General features: G+C 33.8%; 17 protein-coding genes. 1 reads left to right on the top strand and 16 read right to left on the bottom strand.

What is annotated here, in order from left to right; all coding sequences use genetic code 11:
* Nucleotides 1-9 precede the first annotated feature (9 nt).
* From IGK14_RS05425 to IGK14_RS05355, 15 genes are all read right to left on the bottom strand, one after another.
* A complete protein-coding gene (locus IGK14_RS05425) occupies nucleotides 10-846 on the bottom strand; it encodes a glycosyltransferase (RefSeq protein ID WP_218212759.1) in 837 nt (278 codons plus the stop codon).
* Between the two features lie 283 nt (nucleotides 847-1,129).
* A complete protein-coding gene (locus tag IGK14_RS05420; protein ID WP_218212760.1) occupies nucleotides 1,130-2,389 on the bottom strand; it encodes an oligosaccharide repeat unit polymerase in 1,260 nt (419 codons plus the stop codon).
* Complete coding sequence (locus IGK14_RS05415) at nucleotides 2,382-3,434, bottom strand: glycosyltransferase family 4 protein (RefSeq protein ID WP_438711793.1); 1,053 nt, start codon at nucleotides 3,432-3,434, stop codon at nucleotides 2,382-2,384. Before IGK14_RS05415 ends, IGK14_RS05420 begins: the two co-directional genes overlap by 8 nt.
* A gap of 98 nt (nucleotides 3,435-3,532) precedes the next feature.
* Nucleotides 3,533-4,723, bottom strand: a complete 1,191-nt coding sequence (locus IGK14_RS05410; protein ID WP_301969471.1) for a glycosyltransferase — start codon at nucleotides 4,721-4,723, stop codon at nucleotides 3,533-3,535.
* Nucleotides 4,723-5,703 carry an SDR family oxidoreductase gene (locus tag IGK14_RS05405; protein WP_301969472.1) on the bottom strand — a complete coding sequence of 327 codons (981 nt, stop codon included), beginning with the start codon at nucleotides 5,701-5,703 and terminating at the stop codon, nucleotides 4,723-4,725. The genes IGK14_RS05410 and IGK14_RS05405 overlap by 1 nt, the downstream gene beginning before the upstream one ends.
* A 2-nt stretch (nucleotides 5,704-5,705) precedes the next feature.
* On the bottom strand, nucleotides 5,706-7,016 hold the full coding sequence (locus IGK14_RS05400; RefSeq protein ID WP_218212764.1) for a nucleotide sugar dehydrogenase: 1,311 nt from the start codon (nucleotides 7,014-7,016) through the stop codon (nucleotides 5,706-5,708).
* Entirely contained in the window at nucleotides 7,009-8,103 is a 1,095-nt protein-coding gene (locus tag IGK14_RS05395; RefSeq protein ID WP_301969473.1) for a glycosyltransferase family 4 protein, read from the bottom strand. Before IGK14_RS05395 ends, IGK14_RS05400 begins: the two co-directional genes overlap by 8 nt.
* A complete protein-coding gene (locus IGK14_RS05390; RefSeq protein WP_218212766.1) occupies nucleotides 8,096-8,980 on the bottom strand; it encodes an NAD-dependent epimerase/dehydratase family protein in 885 nt (294 codons plus the stop codon). The genes IGK14_RS05395 and IGK14_RS05390 overlap by 8 nt, the downstream gene beginning before the upstream one ends.
* Entirely contained in the window at nucleotides 8,977-9,591 is a 615-nt protein-coding gene (locus tag IGK14_RS05385; RefSeq protein WP_218212767.1) for a sugar transferase, read from the bottom strand. Before IGK14_RS05385 ends, IGK14_RS05390 begins: the two co-directional genes overlap by 4 nt.
* A 12-nt stretch (nucleotides 9,592-9,603) precedes the next feature.
* Nucleotides 9,604-11,421, bottom strand: coding sequence for a polysaccharide biosynthesis protein (locus tag IGK14_RS05380; RefSeq protein WP_317720046.1), 1,818 nt, complete (start codon nucleotides 11,419-11,421; stop codon nucleotides 9,604-9,606).
* 12 nt (nucleotides 11,422-11,433) lie between these two features.
* Entirely contained in the window at nucleotides 11,434-12,198 is a 765-nt protein-coding gene (locus IGK14_RS05375) for a tyrosine-protein phosphatase (protein WP_317720048.1), read from the bottom strand.
* 23 nt (nucleotides 12,199-12,221) lie between these two features.
* The gene (locus IGK14_RS05370) at nucleotides 12,222-12,929 is read right to left on the bottom strand and encodes a CpsD/CapB family tyrosine-protein kinase (protein WP_404850236.1); all 708 of its coding nucleotides are present in this window, start codon (nucleotides 12,927-12,929) and stop codon (nucleotides 12,222-12,224) included.
* A gap of 9 nt (nucleotides 12,930-12,938) precedes the next feature.
* Nucleotides 12,939-13,718, bottom strand: a complete 780-nt coding sequence (locus IGK14_RS05365) for a YveK family protein (protein WP_438711788.1) — start codon at nucleotides 13,716-13,718, stop codon at nucleotides 12,939-12,941.
* A gap of 15 nt (nucleotides 13,719-13,733) precedes the next feature.
* Nucleotides 13,734-14,666, bottom strand: coding sequence for an LCP family glycopolymer transferase (locus IGK14_RS05360; RefSeq protein WP_404850237.1), 933 nt, complete (start codon nucleotides 14,664-14,666; stop codon nucleotides 13,734-13,736).
* Nucleotides 14,667-14,711: 45 nt separating this feature from the next.
* Nucleotides 14,712-15,581, bottom strand: a complete 870-nt coding sequence (locus IGK14_RS05355) for a hypothetical protein (protein ID WP_438711786.1) — start codon at nucleotides 15,579-15,581, stop codon at nucleotides 14,712-14,714.
* Between the two features lie 855 nt (nucleotides 15,582-16,436).
* On the opposite strand from IGK14_RS05355, the gene IGK14_RS05350 reads away from it, so the two are divergent.
* A complete protein-coding gene (locus IGK14_RS05350; protein ID WP_438711785.1) occupies nucleotides 16,437-17,906 on the top strand; it encodes a helix-turn-helix domain-containing protein in 1,470 nt (489 codons plus the stop codon).
* Between the two features lie 222 nt (nucleotides 17,907-18,128).
* Here IGK14_RS05350 and IGK14_RS05345 read toward each other — a convergent pair whose 3' ends face one another.
* Nucleotides 18,129-19,328: a 3D domain-containing protein gene (locus IGK14_RS05345; RefSeq protein WP_438711783.1), complete on the bottom strand. Its 1,200-nt coding sequence runs from the start codon at nucleotides 19,326-19,328 to the stop codon at nucleotides 18,129-18,131.
* Nucleotides 19,329-19,383: the final 55 nt, after the last annotated feature.

Genomic DNA, 19,383 nt, shown 5'->3' with positions numbered 1-19,383 from the left:
TTATTAATATCACTTCACCAACTCATTTATTTGTTGTAATTTTTTTTCGTCTAACTTTTTTAAAAAAGAACTATTTTTTTTCTTTTGCTCCACTACACTAATCGACCTTAATACATCATAAAAATTATTATCCTGATAAAAATGTATCAAAGGCGAAACTTCTGAATTTCTTATCGACTCTTCATCTACAGACAAAACTGCAAGACCATTTCTTAAGTAAGACAATATTTTTGAAGGAAACGATGTAGAAGAATATGAGGCGTGTATATCTTGACATATTAACCCTATATCACAATTTTCACTTAAATATACATCAAATTCTTCTCCTTTTAGCAACCCCAAATACTTTACTTCACATAACGAATATTCATTGATTTTATTAATTAGTGACTTTACCTCAGTCACTTCCTGATTATTTCCGTAACCAAGAATGTGCAGACAGTATTCCGACGGTAATTTTTCTGCTAAATGAATTGCTTCTATTACCCCTTTTGATTTTTCAAATGTACCAGAGTATACCAAATTTATTGTGCTAGATTGTTTTTTTTTCTCATTGAAATTATTATTAAAATAATTTCCGTTTATCACAACTAAATTACTCTTATTTTCTATATATTTTGACAATGATACATTAGATAATATGAATTTTTCATACTTATTGATGTATTTAATTTCAATTTTCTTCATCTTTCTTTCTGATTCCACTAAATCTGAATATAGTTCTTCTAATTCTAGAATAACATCACATTTTAACAACTTAAGAAAAAAAATTACCCACCGCAAACTCATTGAATGATAAATTATTACTGTTCTAAATTTTACACAGCTTCTGATAAGCTCAATCATAAAGAATATCCTGGTAAAAATTCTTGAGAAATAATTAATTATACGTAACTCAGAATGATATGAAGGAAAAAGGAATAAAGTATTATTTTCAAATCTACGTATTTGACGTGATTGAAATCCTTTATATTTTGATTCTGCTGGTGAAAGTATATTAACGATATATCCATTTCTATTCAATAAGCTTATAATGTAGTCGATTTTGTTAGCTGCAGAAACAGCAACATTTCTATTGGAATTGACCATTAAATCATAATAAGCAACGAACAAGATATTATTTTCTTTATTAATTATAGGCACCTTCTTTTGAAGAATATATATACATCGGTAAAATAAAACCTGTAATAACTCCCACACTGGGAGATAAATTATTCAGTATTATAAATAGCAAAAGTACAGCAGCGATTATAAAAATTTTTCCCCTTAAAATTTTTGTAATCGTCAGTTTTGATATTTTCAGTAAGGGATTGAAGAGTAAACTATGAAAAAACAATGTATAGAAAAAACCCATTAGAGCTAGAGTATCTAAAATAAAAGAATGTTGTCCAACTAATAAATCTGAAATTCCAGATCCCTCATTTTTTCCTACTATTCCAAAAAATGGATTATGAGAAAAAGTACTTAAGCTCGTCTGCATCCTTACCCATCTGGTAGTCTCTAAAGAAAGTGAATTGTTTGAAGCTAATGAATTATTTAACTCAAGCAAAGCTTCATTTACTCTACCATCTTCGAAAATTCGTAATAAAAATTCAAAACTTATTTGAATAATACTATCTTTAAAAAGAATAACTAGTAAACCAATAAAAAATAAAAATAGAATTTGAATCCATTTCTTTTTTTCTATCAAAACCACAAAATAGTAAAGTAGTAACCCAACACAAATTAAAATTAGCGCAGTTAGATAATTAGATAACAAAATAGTTATAAAAATAGTTAGCCCTGTGATTAAAATTAATGGATTTTTGAGAGACACATTTTTCTTATTATGACTTGAAAACAAACCGATTACTAAAAGCAAAAATACGGAAAAGTAAATGAAATCATATCCTCCAATCCCTTGAGCTAGTAAACTTGAACTATATATCCCCTCTGATTTAATACTTCTAGAAATATAGGGATTCATTATCAAGTTATAAGAAGTAATTATAGTTGTTAAAATAATAAAGGGTAATATCAAAAAAAAAGCAAATTTATTGATATAATTTTTTCCGATATAATAATTATACTCCGCAATTAGACTAAATGTTAGTATTAATGAAAAACTGAAATATCTATTACCGATAGTTGGATTTGATAAGAAATATGGTATTAAAATTGTGTATAACATAAAGTACATTAGTACCCAGAAATATTTGGATTCAATAAAATATTTTGGACAATAAACAAATGAAAATATAATCCAAATCAAAAATATGATTGAAGATAATATTAAGTTAAGTTCAAAATTGGATCTAAATGGCGGAAAAATAAATAACAATAAATATATAGTTATTACTAAAATATTTATAAAATCCCTTATAGTTATTCCTTTTTTTATATTAGTCATTCATCATAGCCTCGCATATTACTTGATCGATCTTGTTTAAAATATCATCTCTGTTAAATTTAACATTAGCTTTCATCCTACCATTTTTCCCCATGTTAATTCTTAATGACTCATTATCCATTAACTCACAAATTGCATTAGCAAATTCGTCTAAGTTGTTTACGTCAACAAGTTTTCCATTATGGTTGTTAACTACAATTTCTGGTATTCCCCCAACATTAAAAGCAACAATCGGTAATCCAAATTCAGTCGCCTCTAAAATAGACATCCCAAATGTCTCATGCTCGCTTAGAGAAAAATAGATATCCGAATTATTATAGAATCTTTCTATATTTTTTTGGTATCCTAACAATTCTATCTTATCTTCAAGCCCATTAAGGTTTATATCTTTTTGTAAAATTTCTCTATAAACTCCATTACCTAATATTTTAATTTTAACTTTTTTATTCGTGTTCATGCTAACCTTGTTGTATAATTCAACAATCTTATCCATACCTTTTTCTTTTGTTAATCGTCCAGAAGTAATCAAACTCACTTCATCATTTTCATTAAGAAAATTCTTTTTTAAATATCCTTTATTTCCTAAATTATAAATTACACCTAATTTTTTTTTTTCAAAAAATCTTAATACAGACCAATTGTTAACATAGTCGCTTACTGCACAAATATTTGTAGCAAAGGATAAAGTAATAAGCTCTATCATTTGCATTATTACTTTTTTAGGTCTTTTTATTGTAGTAGATTCAGTACTACTCCCATGAATTATTAACAGTGATCGAGTTTTTGTTATTCTACTAGCTAAAGTATAGTAAAATCCTTCTAATTGTAATCCGGTACAGTATATAAGATCTGGTTTATGTTCTTTTATACTTTTTATAATATAGATTAATAATTTTAAATTGAATATACCAATCGACCCATTTGTAATATATATAGGAATAAACTCATATTTATCTTTCAATCTGCTTTCAATTAACCTTTTATGACTATTATAAGGACCCCCATTTTCAGCCCCCTTTCTAAAAGTCACCATAATTTTTTTCATAAATTTGTTGATCCCCCTTAGATTTATACAAAATTATGCTTATATTTAGTATTTCATAAAACGAAATATTAAACATCTTTGAGAAATTAAATTTGAAATCAATTGCTTAAATTTTCTAAAAAGCTTTTTAATTTTGACTCGTAGTTTTTATAATAAAAAATATTGTAATCATTTTTTTCTACATTGGTCATGCTTTTTATACTTCTTAAAAAGTCATTAACATAGTCAACGTGAGTATTTATATTTTCTTTATTTGATAAGATTAAACCGATGTTATTATTTTTTAAGTATCTATCAATATCTCCCACATCGGTGGTAATTACTGGAGTTCCAAGAGAAATACTTTCGACTAATTTAGTTGAAAAACCTGCTCTAGAAACAAGATTATCATCTCTCAATAATATTGAAGCGTCCGATTTAATTATTTCTTTTAAAATAAAATCATTTTCTAATTCCCCGTGAAATTTTATCCATGATAAATTCTTTTCAATTATACTTCTTTGTCTTGGAACACTAAATATATAATCTTCATAAGTTATTCCATAAATATCAAAGAGTAAGTTAGGATTAGATTTTTTTACTAAAAGCAAAATATCTATTGCTTTATCAAGTCTATCTTTCATAGCAAGATGGGAAATGTTTTTTATACCTTTTCTAAATGGAAATCCTGCATAAATAACTTTTATATTTTCAGAAGTTTTGCTTTTGCCTGAGTAAAATAATGAGTCTACCAATGGAGGAATTATTACTGTAGGAATTCCTTTTTCACTATAGAATGTCATCAAGTAATTACTAATTGTGATTATGCCATCAGCTTTTTTATTAACATATTTGATTAAAAAATTTGTATTTAAATTCTTAACGGTTCTAAATATAATGTTACCATCATTTTCAGACCACCACTCGACACAATCAATTAAAACTTTAATATTATTTTTATGACACCAATTTATTAATTTTAAATTCAAGAAACTATTATTTAATTCACCGTACAATATTACAAATTTAACGTTATTTATTCCTATCTCAGATATAATATCTTTAATTTTTTTTAAAATCTTTCTATTTGATAACAAATGCGCCTTTATATTTTGTTTATTATTATAAATTTCGAAACTCCATGGAAAAGATTCTCCCATATTATTGGCGTCTTTATTTTTTCCTCTACCAATATAGTATACCTCGTATCCCTGGGATGATAATAACTTACCATTTGAAGATACTCTTTTACCCGCAGCATTACCATCTGGATATATAAAATTCCCTATATAAACAATTTTATTTGCCATTACTTCAACACTTCTTTATACCATTCGATTGTTTTAGCGATTCCATCACTGAAGCTATAATCTGGATTATAATGCAATTTTTCTTTAATTTTTTCAATTGATGCGTTAGAATGCATAATATCTCCTTTTCTTGATGGTCCATATTTTAGATTTATATCAGACAGATTCAATGATGATTTAAGAAACTCCACAACTTCATTCAAGCTAATTTGATCCCCACAAGCAACATTAAATGAAACCCCAGATACATTACTTGAGCTTGAAGCAGCTTTCAAATTAGCCTCTATAACATTTTCAATATATGTGAAGTCTCTAGATTGATTACCATCTCCATTAATTACTATCTCTTTATTATTCATCAGTAAAGAAATAAATTTAGGTAATACTGCCGCATAGGCACCTTTAGGGTTTTGTCTACGGCCGAAAACATTAAAGTATCTTAAACCAATAGTTTCTAAACCATAAATAGTAGAATAAATTTTTCCATACTCCTCAGCAACTTTTTTTGTTAAAGCATATGGGGAAAGTAGGTTACCTTCATTTCCTTCAATTTTAGGTAGATTAGGACTATCACCATAAACTGAGGAACTTGAAGCATAAACAAATTTTTTTACATTATTTCGGTGCGCTGCATCCATCATATTTACAGTACCCTTGATATTTACCTCTTCATAAAAAACAGGCATCTCAATACTTCTAGGTACACTTCCCCATGCAGCCTGGTGCAAAACATAGTCAACATCTTTACATGCATGATTACATACATCATAATCGGTGATAGTGCCATTAATAAATTCAAAATTCATATTATTGATAAATGGTTTTATATTCTCGTAAAAACCATTTGATAAGTTATCTAAACATCTTACTTTATATCCCATGTTTAATAATACTTCACATAAATTACTTCCGATAAAACCGGCACCGCCCGTAACTAAAAATTGACTATTTTTCGGGAAAACAACTTCGCTATAACTCAATTTTATAACCTCCAATAAGCGACATCTAATGCTTCTACTTCGTCTTTATCCAACATACCTTTTAAATCCATAATAACTTTTTTACTTTTAATTCGGTCTAACCAATAATTTATATTTTGATTAACAAAGCTATCATGATTGACAGCAATAATCATTAAATCTAATTCATTCATCTCTTCTTCTTTTACAAATTTCAATCCATATATTTGATCAGCTTCTTCAGCATCTGCCTCTGAATCAAAAACTAGAGGTTCAATATTAAATTCTTTTAATTCATTTATGATATCGATAACTTTTGTATTTCTAGTATCTGGACAGTTCTCTTTAAATGTAAAACCGAAGATCCCGACTTTGGCATGGGCAACATCTTTTTTATTTTTGATCATTAGTTTTATAGCACTTTCAGCAACGACTCTTCCCATATCATCATTAATTTGTCTTCCTGCTAAGATAATCTGTGAATGATATCCTAATTGCTCTGCTTTATGAGTCAGGTAATATGGATCTACTCCGATGCAATGGCCACCAACAAGTCCAGGATAAAATTTAAGAAAATTCCATTTTGTACCGGCAGCTTCTAAAACTTCTTTTGTATCGATTCCCATCTTATGAAAGATTAGAGAAAGTTCGTTCATAAAAGCGATATTTATGTCTCTTTGCGAGTTTTCAATAACTTTTGCTGCTTCAGCAACTTTAATAGTCGAAGCCTTATATACCCCGGCTTCAACAACAAGTTCATATGTTTTTGCAATAATATCCAAGGAATCCTGGTCTATTCCAGAAACAACTTTTACAATTGTCTCAAGACGATGAACCTTATCTCCTGGATTAATTCTTTCTGGAGAATAACCTACTTTAAAGTCTTTTCCACAAATTAATCTCGACTCTTTTTCTAAAATTGGTATGCATATTTCTTCTGTAACTCCAGGATAAACAGTAGATTCAAAAACAACAATTGAGCCTTTCGTTAAATTCTGTCCAACTATTTTACTTGCTGATTCTACTGGTGTTAAGTCTGGTGTATGATCTTCATTGACAGGAGTAGGAACTGCTACAATATGAAACTTTGCTTTTTTCAAATCCCGTGCTTCAGATGTGAATTCAACCTTTGTATTTTTAATTATATCATCTCCAACTTCTTTTGTTGGATCAATTCCATTTTTATACAGTTCTATTTTTTCTTTATTTAAATCGAAACCAATTACGTGGACTTTATGTGCAAAAGCAACAGCGATAGGCATTCCAACATATCCTAAACCTATCACAGAAATTTTTTCTTTTTTTCTTACTATTGCATCATATAAATTATCCATTACAAATCTCCTCAATTCTTTCAACATATTTATTGACAACAATTTGACGATCAAAATATTGTGAAACTTTTTCTCTTGATGCGAGACCCATTTTTTTACGAATTTCATAATTTAATGTTAAATACTTTTCAACTGCTTTAAATAAACTATCTTCATCTTTTGGTTTACAAAGAAAACCGGTAACGCCATCTTCAATTATTTCTTTACAGCCCGGAATATTGGAAGCAATTGAAACTCTCCCAGACGCGCTAGCTTCTAAAAGTACGTTTGACATCCCTTCATGATAACTAGGTAAAATTACGCAATCTATCTCTTTTAACAATTCTTGAATATTATCAACCATACCATGATAAGTTATAATGCCCTGTGATTCTTTTTCACTAATTATCTTTTGGTAATCACCATCAATAAAACCAGCAACATGGAATTCTACATTTTTGTAGCTTTGCAAAATTTTTTCTGCTACAAGAATAAACTCATTAATACCTTTTTCTTTCATCACTCTCGAAATAAAAACAAACTTGGTTGTATTGTCATGTTTGTATTCCAGATACTTATAATGCTCAAGATTGATTCCTGATCCTGGTAACAAAATACTGTTATTTATTTTTATCTTATTAAGATAGAAAAATTTTTTATTTTCTTCATTTTGAAATACAACTGTATTGATTTTTTTGAAAGTTATACGATACATTCTTATTAGAATTTTTTTTAGTAACCCATCATTTTGAAACGGGGAACCTAACCCCGTAACATTTGCAATGCTTGGGATATTCCTTTTACTTGCTTCAAGACCAGCATAAACATTAGGTTTTATTGTATACAACAAAACAATATCAGGCGTAAAGGAATCCATTACTTTACCGAATTCTTTTTTTAATTTAAGTTCAGTGAGAATATTTTTTCCATGTCTATCTAATTTACTGTTAAAAAATACACATCCTAAACTAATAAAATAATCTACTTCTTTTCCGTAGGGACAACAGATTCCCACAGAAAAATCTTTTTTAATTAGTTCTTCTATCAATTCTCTTCTAAGGTTATATACATATTTTGGATGATTTGCAATAAGCAACACTTTAGTCATAATAATTCTCCTGATTTTCTGTAAGTTTTATGCTAGTATCAAAATTTATATAGGAATAATCCATTTTGATTCCATCAACATACGAACCTGGCGAACCTAAAAGCGAATGATCATAAAATAAATCACCGAAAACTTTAGAGAATAATGTAATATTTTTCGTAAATAATTTTATAAGCGGCGAAAATCCTTTAATAAAAAAAATATTAGACTTATTTATTGCAGCTATTAATGATACCATTTCTGTTGTATTAACATATTTTGAATTTTGAGGATGTAGTATTCCTACTAGCTTATAATCTATAATGGTTTTTAAAAAAAGATTCATATTATTTATAAACAGCATACTTCTTTTATTGTTCACTTTAGGAAATACATTAATTTTTTTCACCACATTTGATAATCTTTGGTAATTTCCAACACATTGCGGACCGTAAATCATAGGAGGTCTGATTATCGCTACTTTGAAAGAATCAGTTGCTAACCTTTCGATCTGTATCTCAGCTTCTCTCTTAGATTTACCATACGGTGTTTTAGGATTTATTTTAGTCTTTGCAGAAATAGCTCCGCTCTCTACTCCGAAAACAGACATCGTGCTAAAAAAAATAAAATGCTTTACGTGTTCTTTCTTTGCTTTTTCTGCTACTTTAATAGCTAAATCACGATTTACTTTGTAATACAATTCTTCATTTGATTCTTTGACGTGAACAATAGCTGCAAGATGAATCAAAACATCATATACAGAAAAATCAACATCTTTCCAAGTACTCTCCCTAACACTAATCGTTTCAATTTGATAATAATCTTTATATTGCTCTATCCATGTTTTAAATGATGTACCAACATAGCTATTTTCTCCTGTGATGAGGATACGCTTCATTGCCCATCCTCCTTCTTAATACTACTTGTTCCGCCTTCTATAACACCCTCACTTTTAAAAACAGAAACAATCGTTCCAAGAAAACACTTCAGATCCATAGATGGCGAAATGCTTTCAGTATAATTCCCATCTAAAAGAGCTTTTTGTTTAATTTCCAACTCATCTCTACCACTTATCTGAGCCAACCCAGTCAATCCTGGTCGAATATTATTTGCCCCATACTTATCACGTTCTTCAATCAAATCATATTGGTTCCATAGCGCTGGACGAGGCCCAATGACAGCCATATCACCTTTGATAATGTTGAACAATTGAGGTAATTCATCTAAACTTGTTTTTCTTAAAAATTTTCCGACCTTGGTGATATAAAAATCAGGGTCTGCTAATAGATGTGTCGGCATTTCTTTTGGTGTATCAATCTTCATTGTTCTGAATTTATAAATATTAAAATAGGTTTTATTCTTTCCAACCCGTTTTTGCTTGAAAATAATTGGTCCCTTAGAATCTAGTTTTATTGCTAAGCATAAAAGTAATAAAACTGGTGATAACACAACGATCCCCGTTAACGATAAAATAAAATCAATGATTCGTTTCAATCCATCCTTATACAACAAAACCCACTCCTATTTGTTTGAAGCATTTGCAAATTTCACAATTTCATTAGCCAAAGTAGCACTTTCTTTAGGAAGTGCTTCTACAAAATAAAGTACCTCTTCCAAGGAATAACCTTTGATATTGCCAACAAAGATTTTCTCGAAGACTGCTTCATCATTCCGTTCTTTATCCAATAATAGTTCTTCGTATAATTTTTCACCAGGTCGAATCCCAGTCTCAATAATCTCAATATCTTCTTCGCTATAACCACTTAGACGAATCATATTCTTCGCAAGATCAACGATTTTCACCGGTTCGCCCATATCTAAAATAAAGATTTCGCCACCTTTAGCAAGTGCGCCTGACTGAATAACTAAGCGGCTAGCTTCTGGAATCGTCATGAAATAACGGGTCATGCGAAAATCAGTCACCGTAATTGGTCCGCCTTTTGCTATTTGCTCACGGAATACTGGAATCACACTGCCTCTTGAACCTAAGACATTACCAAAACGTACAGCAGAAAATTTCGTGCAACCTTTTTCATTTAAGCCAGTAACAATCATCTCGGAGATGCGCTTTGTTGCCCCCATGACGTTTGGCGGATTATTGGCCTTATCTGTAGAGACCATTACAAAGTTTTTCACCTTCGCAGCTTTAGCAGCTTCAGCAGTATTTTTAGTTCCGTAAATATTGTTTTTGACTGCCTCTCTAGGATTGTATTCCATCAACGGCACGTGTTTATGGGCTGCCGCATGATAGACGATATCCGGTTTGACTTCGTTCATGATTTCAAACATCTTTTCACGATCTTGTATATCGGCTATAACGGGAACGATTTTGGTAATATTGTCTTTAAAATTGATGTTCAACTCGCGGTCAATTAAGTAAATCGAGTTTTCTCCGTGTCCTAACAAAACTAGTTTTTTAGGATTGAATTGAATCACTTGGCGACAGATTTCGGAACCAATCGATCCACCAGCGCCAGTCACTAATATCGTCTTTCCAGTAATTTGATCTTTGATGGAGTCGATATCCAATTTGACTTCATCTCTGCCTAGCAAATCAACGACATCGATTTTCTTCAAACGTGAGGTGCTGATTTTCCCAGAGGCGATTTCTTCCATTGAGGGCATCGTATTGACTTTGACATGCAAAGGTTCAATTAAGCTAAAAATATTTCGCAGTTTTTTCCGTGACAAGGATGGAATGGCGATCGTGACCATATTGATCTCATACTTTTGAATCAAATCAGGTAAATCAGTGATACAACCCAAGACTTTTTTTCCAGAAAGATACGTGTTTCGTTTATTCGGATCATCATCGACAAAGCCAATGATATTAATGTCACTTGCCGTTTTCGAACCTACAAAGCTATTGTAAAGAATACGACCGCCTTCACCTGCGCCGACGATCAGGGTATTTTTGACAACCTCATTGGACGTCCCCCTCATGTTTTTTCTTTCAATATAGATCCGCCAAATCAATCGACTAGCAATGATCAAAAAGAGCGAAAGAAAGTACGTAAAGATCACTAACCGCACGCTATAGGTTTCATCACCGAAAAATAAGATCACATTGCAAGTAAAAGCGCTACATGACACCGCTAAGAAGATAGCAATCATTTCTTTCAGATTCGTATAGCGATTGATTCGAGAAAAAACACGGAACACAGAACCATAAAAAAGGTAGAAACCGACAGACAGGCTCACCGACATCAATGTAAATTCTTTTGGAATCACCACAAAGGGTTTCATAAAATAAACTGCTGCTATATTTGCTACTATATTCAATAAACTATCTACAACTATCAAAGTTACAATTTTTCTTCTCCTCGTTAATTCAAACAACCCAGTTGCCCCCTAAAATAACCCGAATTTCTTTTTTTTTACTTCAATATAACTTGGAAAACTGATTTGATCCCCGTTTATTAAATCTTTTGCTACTTGTTTCATCAATGTTACTTTCTGTAAGCCCAAATCTTTTTCAATTTGCTCATAAGCTTCTTTTAAATTAAAGGTGCGTTTTGTGACGCCATGGGCATCCGAAGCGACCATCTGAACAAGATTATGTTCAACCATTGTTTTTGCTGTTTTTTGGATCTCTTTTCCAAATACGCCGACATAACTTGGCGCAGTTAACTGAGCTAAACAGCCCATATCTAAAAATGGGATTAGATTGTTAGGGTCTTTCCTAAAATGAGCATTCCGCTCGGGATGGACAATGACTGGAATTTTTCCCAGCTGTAGTAAATCGAAGAAAATTTGTTCTGTATACGTAGGTACTTCAATCGTAGGAAATTCTATCAAGATATACGTATCATCAAGATCTGTAAAAAGGATGTCATTTTTCTGTATATCCTCAATTAAATCTCCTGTTATTCTCACCTCTTGTCCCTCAAGTACTGTCAAGGACAAGCTCCGTGCGTCCAATTCTTCTTGTAAAGAAGTAACGAGAGAAATGACCTCTGACTTTGGATTGCGGTATTTTCCATTGTTATGATGTGGGGTACAAAGGATATGCGTAATTCCTTGGCTAATCGCTTTTTCAGCCATAGCAATGCTCGCATTGATGTCTTCTGCACCATCATCAATTCCTGGTAAAATGTGGCAATGTAAATCAATCATTTCTCTCGTCTCCTTCAAATTAATTAATTTCCATAATAATAGTAGTAACCTGAATCTTTCGAGTGTTCGGCACCGTTATAGACCACACCAATGATTCTTGCTTGAACCATATTTAAAAGATCTCTCGCTTTTGTTAAGGATTCTTTACGTGCAACATTTTCTCGAACTACTAAGATCGTCCCATCTGCTTTCGATGCCATAATTTGCGCATCAGTGACTGCTACAACAGGTGGCATATCAAAAATAACCACATCGTAAAGATTTTTCGCTTCTTCAATCACTTGGTTCATTCGTGCCGATCCAAGAAGCTCAGATGGATTTGGTGGTTTCGGTCCACTTGTTAAGACAGATAAATTATCGATCACCGTTTTTTGGGCTGCTTCAAGGACGCTCGTTGAGGTACTTAATACGGTACTCAATCCACTCGCATTATTTAAGCTAAACGTCTTGTATACAGTAGGCTTTCGCATATCGGCATCAACTAACAATACCCGTTGTCCTGATTTAGCAAAAACAACCGCTAAATTGGCTGAGGTTGTCGATTTCCCTTCACCTGGACCAGAAGAAGTAACAACAATGGTCTTGATTTGCTTATCTGCGGAAGATGCAAATTGAATATTTGTACGGATCGTACGATATTGCTCTGAGATTGGTGAAGAAGGATCAATTAGCGTGATCAAACTTACTGCATGCGTCTGCGTCCCAGTACGTTCTTGTTTTTTTGCCATCATTGTTCCCTCCTAGACCCGACTACGACTGCGGCGTGATTCTGCCGATTTGTCGCCTTGCGGTTTCTTAATAAATGGTGCACTTGGTTTTTTCTGAATCGTTGCAGCCAATTCTTTTGGTGACATCTGCGGAACGGTACCTAATACGGTGAAGCCTAATGTTTCAGTTACAAATTTATCATCTTTGACAGTTCGATCTAGCAGCTCCAATAAAAAGGCTAAGCCAACACCGACCATGATGCCTAATACTAGACCAATGGCTAAGTTTAGTTTGTTGTTAGGTGAAACTGGTGTAGTACTAGCTACCGCACTTGAAATGATTGAGATTTTATCAACATTCATAACATCTTGAGCATTTTCTTGAAAGACCAATGCGGTCGTGTTGGCAATATTTTGCGCTGACAATGCATTGGTACTAGTTGCCTGAATGGAAAACATTTGTGAGTTTTGCGATTGATTGATTGAAATAGAGTCTTTCAATTGTTGTACAGTCATGTCCAGATTATTTTCAGACTCCAGACGATCCTTTACTTGTGTCATAACTAAATCACTGACGATCATATCCTTATACGTATTGATCATTTGCAAGTTTGTATTTACATCGTTCACGTTTGCTGTTTCTGATTGCGGCAATGTCACAATCAACTGGGCTTGTGAACTGTATTTAGGTGTAATGATAAAGAAGGTGAATATCCCTGCTAAAGCTAAACCAGCAAACATTGAAATAAAAATAGCAGCTAAGTGTTTCCGTAGAATTGCAAATATTTCTTTTAAGCTAATTGTTTCTTCCATCTTTTCTCCACTTTCCTATTCATTCTCTAGATTTAGTTGAGCTTTCAACTCTTTTTGAACTCTTGCTAGTTCTTCGTCACTCACTCGCTGATATGAGATGCCGTCTTGCATGAATCCTTCCCCTTGCAACTGATCTTGTTTGATCGTTTGAAAGGCACTGCGATAATTAAATGCTAAAGTTCGCATGTCATCGAAACTCATATCTGTTTTCATGTTTTGCTCAACAGCATTTAAGATCGTTTGATATTGGGTGATTCCATCAAGACTCAAGACTTTCTTAACGATCCCTTCAACGATTTTCCGTTGGCGTTCTTGACGACCATAATCGCCGTTTGGATCTTCATAACGCATTCTTGAATAGGCAAGGGCTTGTTCGCCATTTAATGACGTACGCCCGATTGCAAAATCAAAGCCATCTTGCGAAAAGGTGATCTCATTGTCAACTTCAATGCCACCAACTGCATCGACTAATTCTTTCAAGCCAGCCATATTGATTGATACATAATGATCGATCGGAATATCTAAGAATTTTTCTACAGTGTTCATTGCCATCGCGGGTCCACCAAAAGCATAGGCATGGTTAATTTTATCTGTCGTCCCGTGTCCAACGATATCAACATAGGAATCTCGTCCAATACTCACTACCGTCGTCTGATTGTCTTGTGGGCTGATGGTCGCCACCATCATGGTATCAGAACGGCCTTGTTCGACTCTGCCTAAATCACCGGTATCGATCCCCATCAGTAAAACCGAGAAGGACTCTTGTTGGGATAGATCGACATCATTTTCACGTAGGCGATCTTCTCGATCACGCTCAACTGATTGATAGGTTTCGTTAATTGAGTTTGACACATCAAAATATAGTTTAGCAGCAACACCGATCAATCCGATGACGAACACTGCAACGATTGAAAAAATAATTAGAAAGATTTTTTTTCCTTTTGACATTTGCTTTCCTCCAGTTATCTCTTTTTTCTTTGATACATGTTTCCATTAGTAGACAACGTCTGAACTTTGATCTGTCCAGGTGCCATCTCCTGCGGATGTATCCTCTGAATAACTTTCTGTTGAAGCAGGGGGTGTATACGTGCTGTATCCTGTGTACCCCATTTGGGTAGCGACTTTGTCTGCTAATTCGGTGTATTTCTCTTTCAATTCTTCATTGCGAACTTTGCTGATACTGTCGACTGCACTCAGGTATTTTTCTAAGGTGACTTCACTGGTCACCTCATCCCCATCAAGCATTTCATCAAAAGTTTCTTGTAATTTTGCAATGCGGTCCAATTGGGTATCCGCATACTCTAAATAGGAAACAACTAACTCTTTCCATTTACTATCTTCAAAAAAGCTCAGATTTTCACGGACATTCCCAACATCCGTTTCTTTTAGATCGGCTCTAATGATGACATCATTCTCAGCACTTTGCCAATTTGAAACGCCTTCAGTAAATAAGGCTTCCGTATCCGCTTGTACTTTTAATTTTGCCTCGATGTCTTTTAGTTGATCATCAAGGGCGGCTTTTTCTTGTTGGATCTCGACTGACTCACTTGGTAATGCATCATCATCGATCCCATAATCGTCTGCAGATACTTTCACTGCAGAAAGTTTTGCGACTGTTTTAAGAACGTCTTCCTCTTTAAGATCTTTTCTTAAAAATGTTTGATCCTCGTTGCTGTATAATTCAGCAATTTCATTAGACAACTCATTGATGCGATCTTTTTCGCTGGCAATCGATATCTGTGCGTATTCGACTCGCTGCTGATATTGCCTTTGGTTATTTTGTCGGTAACCAATGAAACATATTGCAACTGCGCCAATACCCACGGCTAAAACAGTCAAAGTCTTTACTAACGGCTTTCCCATGAACACACTCCCTACTTCAATTGTGCTTGTTTAAGCATGCTGCCTTCGTCTCACATAATAAAGGCAATTCTAGTTTATTTTAAGAGAAATGTATCATTAAATAAAGGAAATTCCTGTTTTTTCTTTTTAAAGGTATATTTTTCATCAACAAAAGACTTATATAATGGCAAACATCAGTTATTTTAAATATACATAAATAACGTGTAGCATACTTGACAGTTTTTTTAAACCCTCATTTTAAATAATAAATAATTCAGTGATAATCGTTGTTCTCATCGTCTTCGAGAGTTGTCACATCATAGAAAAATAACCTCGAGTGATTATATTCATTCATTTTCTCAACATCTTTTCATTATAAATAGAAAACATAAGAATTTCAGAAAGAAAAGTTAAATGCTTTTGTTGTTATTATAAATCGGTTGAATAAAACTGAATATTTTTCTTGGGGCACATAGGGTTTCCTTCGCGGTTACTATTTAATTACACCAATCGTTCCTGTTAAAATTATAAGTTATCTTCAGAAAACCGACTTTCCCCCTCAATTTCACCTCACCAACTTCTATCGGTTTATTTTAAATATAGTTAATCAGTCAATTTTTATTTTATCGTAATAAAATTATCCCCCCCTCTCTTACTATTCAATGCCAATCAATTTCCTTCTTTACACTGAAAAAACGTGTTTCTACCTATATATATGCCGATCATCAGTTGATTTATAGAAAATGCAAAAAATCTGGCACAGGCTCAGGTATAGATTTCACCAACCGATGAAATACGTGATTTGTTTTTTCTTCCCTATCTTCTTTAAGATGAATAAGTAAGATTTGCGATTTTATTCATGAAAGGAGCCACGTCTTGAGGAATTTTCAAATTAATTTTATTACCAACACAGCAACGATTCGATGGCTGAAAATTTTGATGGCATTCGAGAAAAATTATCAATGTTCGACTCAAGGTTTGGCAAAGATTTCAGGAAGTACCACGCGAACGATCGTAACGGACGTGACGGATCTAAAAGAGTATTTTGGCGACTGTTTATCGATCGATTCTTCTCACAAGGGGTATATTTTTTCAATCAAACATTCCGCTGTGTATTTAACGAAAAAACGTGCGCTGATTGCCGATGAGATTTTGTTCCATATCATCGAAAGTATTTTCCACAATGATCTTTATAGCTCATCGGAATGGGCAGAGAAGTACCATATATCAGAAAGCACCGTTCTTCGCTATTTACGGAAAGTACAACCTATTTTTTCTTTCTATCGTTTGGAGATCCAAACCAATCCTATTTGCTTTATTGGTGAGGAGATCAATATTCGCAAGTTTTTCCATGATTTCTATTATGAATCGGAAATTACTGCCCATACGATCTTTCCACCGATCGCCATCCAAAATATCACGGCTAGTGCTTTTTCAAGATGTTATCAACTGGACCAACATGCTTGTTCATTTGGTGAATTCAATTATTACTTGTATATCACCTTTGAGCGCCATTGTGCAGGTCAACGCATCGAGTTGCCTAAGCAAATAAAAAAACTATTTGAACAGTATAATGATTTTCGGCTATTTTCTGAAATCAATGAGGCTGTAAGTGAGCAATATCAAAAAGAACTTCCCCACGAGGAAGTCCTTTATTTGTTCTTATTAGTGAAAACCCGTCGCTCGATCAGCAACTTAGCCATCGAGCAAACCTTTTGTAGAGAGTATAATCATTGGCCTGAAATCAAGCAGCTTGCGGCAGCCTTTGTCAAGGATTGCTTGCCAGATACACAAGATAGCGCTCGCGATCGACTCTTAGTGGAGTCCTTTTTTACGGTAGCAAAAATCAAGCAATTATTATCCCCTTTATTAAACCATATGATTTCTGATACCGTTCAATTTGTCGAAGAGGCGTATACGGATGATTATCATCTATTTAAAAACTATCTGTTGACGCAACCATTAGCTAGAGAAATTTGGGACAGTAACACACTGGAGCACTTAGGAACGAGTCTTACGATGTACGTTACTTCTATTAAATCGTTGTACTGGCAAGCCAAGAAGAATATCGCTTTTTTGTTCGAAGGCCCCTTTTATTTATGCCAATTATTAAAATGCAAATCTGTTCGTTATTTGCGCAGTTCTCGGACCTTTTATTTTCCGGACTCCAATGAATTGTCGGCAGGCTATTTGGAAAAAAATCAGATTGATTTGATCGTTACCAACTACACGGAATACATTACCGAATATGCCCAAGACATTGATTATTTGCTATTCAAAACCTTTCCCGATGAGCACGACTGGGAAGCTTTAGAGGAAACGCTAAATGCCAATTTCAATCCTTGATCAGCGAACACCGTATGCTTGACTCCATCTGACCAAGCTATTCAAAAAATGCCCCTGAGAACGAGTGTAAGAGCTTGTGAGCAGTTTAACAATAAATCCAGAGCGTATCGCTTATTTCGTCACTGACGCAGCGATACGCTCTCTTCTTATGCCTTCCTACATTAAAAGTAAAAAAAGAAGCAGCCACTTCATTCAGTGAGCTGCTTCTTGCTAGTTGATTGATTAATCGAGGATCGTTACTTTTACTTGACGACGGCCCCATTGGATACATTGTGCGACGTTATCAAAGTGAACATCAATGATATTTCCTTTGATCGCGCCACCAGTATCAAGCGCTAATGCTACGCCATAGCCTTCAACATTGACTAAGGTGCCTAACGGAATCACGCTTGGATCAACGGCAACTGCCATTGGATTTTTACGTAAGTCTGTCCCACTTGCTGTAAAGAAACTAGAGCCAGCTTCTTTATACGAGTAAGCAGTTGATTCCATCATCAATGTTCGACCACTACTAGTATTGCTGTTGTTGCTATTGTTATTACTGTTGTTACTTGTATTGCTTGAGCTGTTAGTTGAGCTATTGTTACTGCTTGAAGAGCTGCTCGATGATGAGCTCCTGCTTTCAGTCGTATTGCTGCTCGATGAAGCAGACGTTTGTGATTCAGAAGCGCTTGAACGTTCCGCAGCTTGGGCTGCTTCTTTTTCAGCTTTTTCTTTCGCTGCTTGTTCCGCCGCTTCTTTGGCTGCTCGTTCTTCTGCTGCTTTTTCAGCAGCTAAGCGAGCTGTTTCAGCTTCTTTGCTGGAAGCGATTTGTGCCAAGGTTGCTTCGTTTTCTTTCAATTGGGCTTGTAGATTCGCAATTTTTGAATCCAGTGTTTTGGCTTCTGATTCTAATGCGGTTTGATTTTCTTTCAATGATTGCTGTGTTGACTGTGCTTTTTCTTCTAAAGCTTCCAGCTTTTCTTTTTCTGCTGTCAATGAATCGATCTTTTCTTTTTCCAAGTTTTGTAACATCGTCATCGCATAGGCACGATTGATAAAATCTTGGATGTTGGATGATTCTAATAGTACCGTCCAGTCTCTGGTAGCCCCGCCATTGACTTGGATGTCTTTCATACGTTCCGCAACGACAGCTTCACGCTTTTCAATTGTTTCTTGTGCAGTTTTGATTTCTGCTTTGGTTGTTGCTAATGATTCTTCATTTTCAGCGATTTGAGCTTTTAGCTCTTCTACCTCACTGTATTTCGCATTCACATCAGTCAATGCAATCTGTACTTCCGTACTGATTTCCTGACTTTGCTGCATGACGGCACTTTCTTGCTCTTGCAATGATTCAAGTGACTCAGCCTGCGCAAAGATTGGAGAAACGATTCCTGCCGCAAAGACAGCGACAACGATTGTTCGTAGTTTCTTTGCCTTCAAAAAATTCCCTCACTTCTCACTATGGTTTCCAACATATCCTATTATACAAATTCTT

Source organism: Enterococcus sp. DIV0970a (assembly GCF_051711265.1).
Taxonomy (GTDB): domain Bacteria; phylum Bacillota; class Bacilli; order Lactobacillales; family Enterococcaceae; genus Enterococcus_D; species Enterococcus_D casseliflavus.
The sequence above is the reverse complement of the archived record's forward strand: the minus strand, read 5'-3'. Positions and strand labels throughout refer to the sequence as shown.

Excerpts from the sequence above, each read along its gene's own strand:
- IGK14_RS05360 (WP_404850237.1), bottom strand. The coding sequence starts at position 14,666 with ATGTCAAAAGGAAAAAAAATCTTTCTAATTATTTTTTCAATCGTTGCA.
- IGK14_RS05425 (WP_218212759.1), bottom strand. The coding sequence starts at position 846 with ATGATTGAGCTTATCAGAAGCTGTGTAAAATTTAGAACAGTAATAATT.
- IGK14_RS05375 (WP_317720048.1), bottom strand. The coding sequence starts at position 12,198 with ATGATTGATTTACATTGCCACATTTTACCAGGAATTGATGATGGTGCA.
- IGK14_RS05355 (WP_438711786.1), bottom strand. The coding sequence starts at position 15,581 with ATGGGAAAGCCGTTAGTAAAGACTTTGACTGTTTTAGCCGTGGGTATT.
- IGK14_RS05415 (WP_438711793.1), bottom strand. The coding sequence starts at position 3,434 with ATGAAAAAAATTATGGTGACTTTTAGAAAGGGGGCTGAAAATGGGGGT.
- IGK14_RS05395 (WP_301969473.1), bottom strand. The coding sequence starts at position 8,103 with ATGACTAAAGTGTTGCTTATTGCAAATCATCCAAAATATGTATATAAC.
- IGK14_RS05410 (WP_301969471.1), bottom strand. The coding sequence starts at position 4,723 with ATGGCAAATAAAATTGTTTATATAGGGAATTTTATATATCCAGATGGT.
- IGK14_RS05400 (WP_218212764.1), bottom strand. The coding sequence starts at position 7,016 with ATGGATAATTTATATGATGCAATAGTAAGAAAAAAAGAAAAAATTTCT.
- IGK14_RS05420 (WP_218212760.1), bottom strand. The coding sequence starts at position 2,389 with ATGACTAATATAAAAAAAGGAATAACTATAAGGGATTTTATAAATATT.
- IGK14_RS05370 (WP_404850236.1), bottom strand. The coding sequence starts at position 12,929 with ATGATGGCAAAAAAACAAGAACGTACTGGGACGCAGACGCATGCAGTA.
- IGK14_RS05390 (WP_218212766.1), bottom strand. The coding sequence starts at position 8,980 with ATGAAGCGTATCCTCATCACAGGAGAAAATAGCTATGTTGGTACATCA.
- IGK14_RS05365 (WP_438711788.1), bottom strand. The coding sequence starts at position 13,718 with ATGGAAGAAACAATTAGCTTAAAAGAAATATTTGCAATTCTACGGAAA.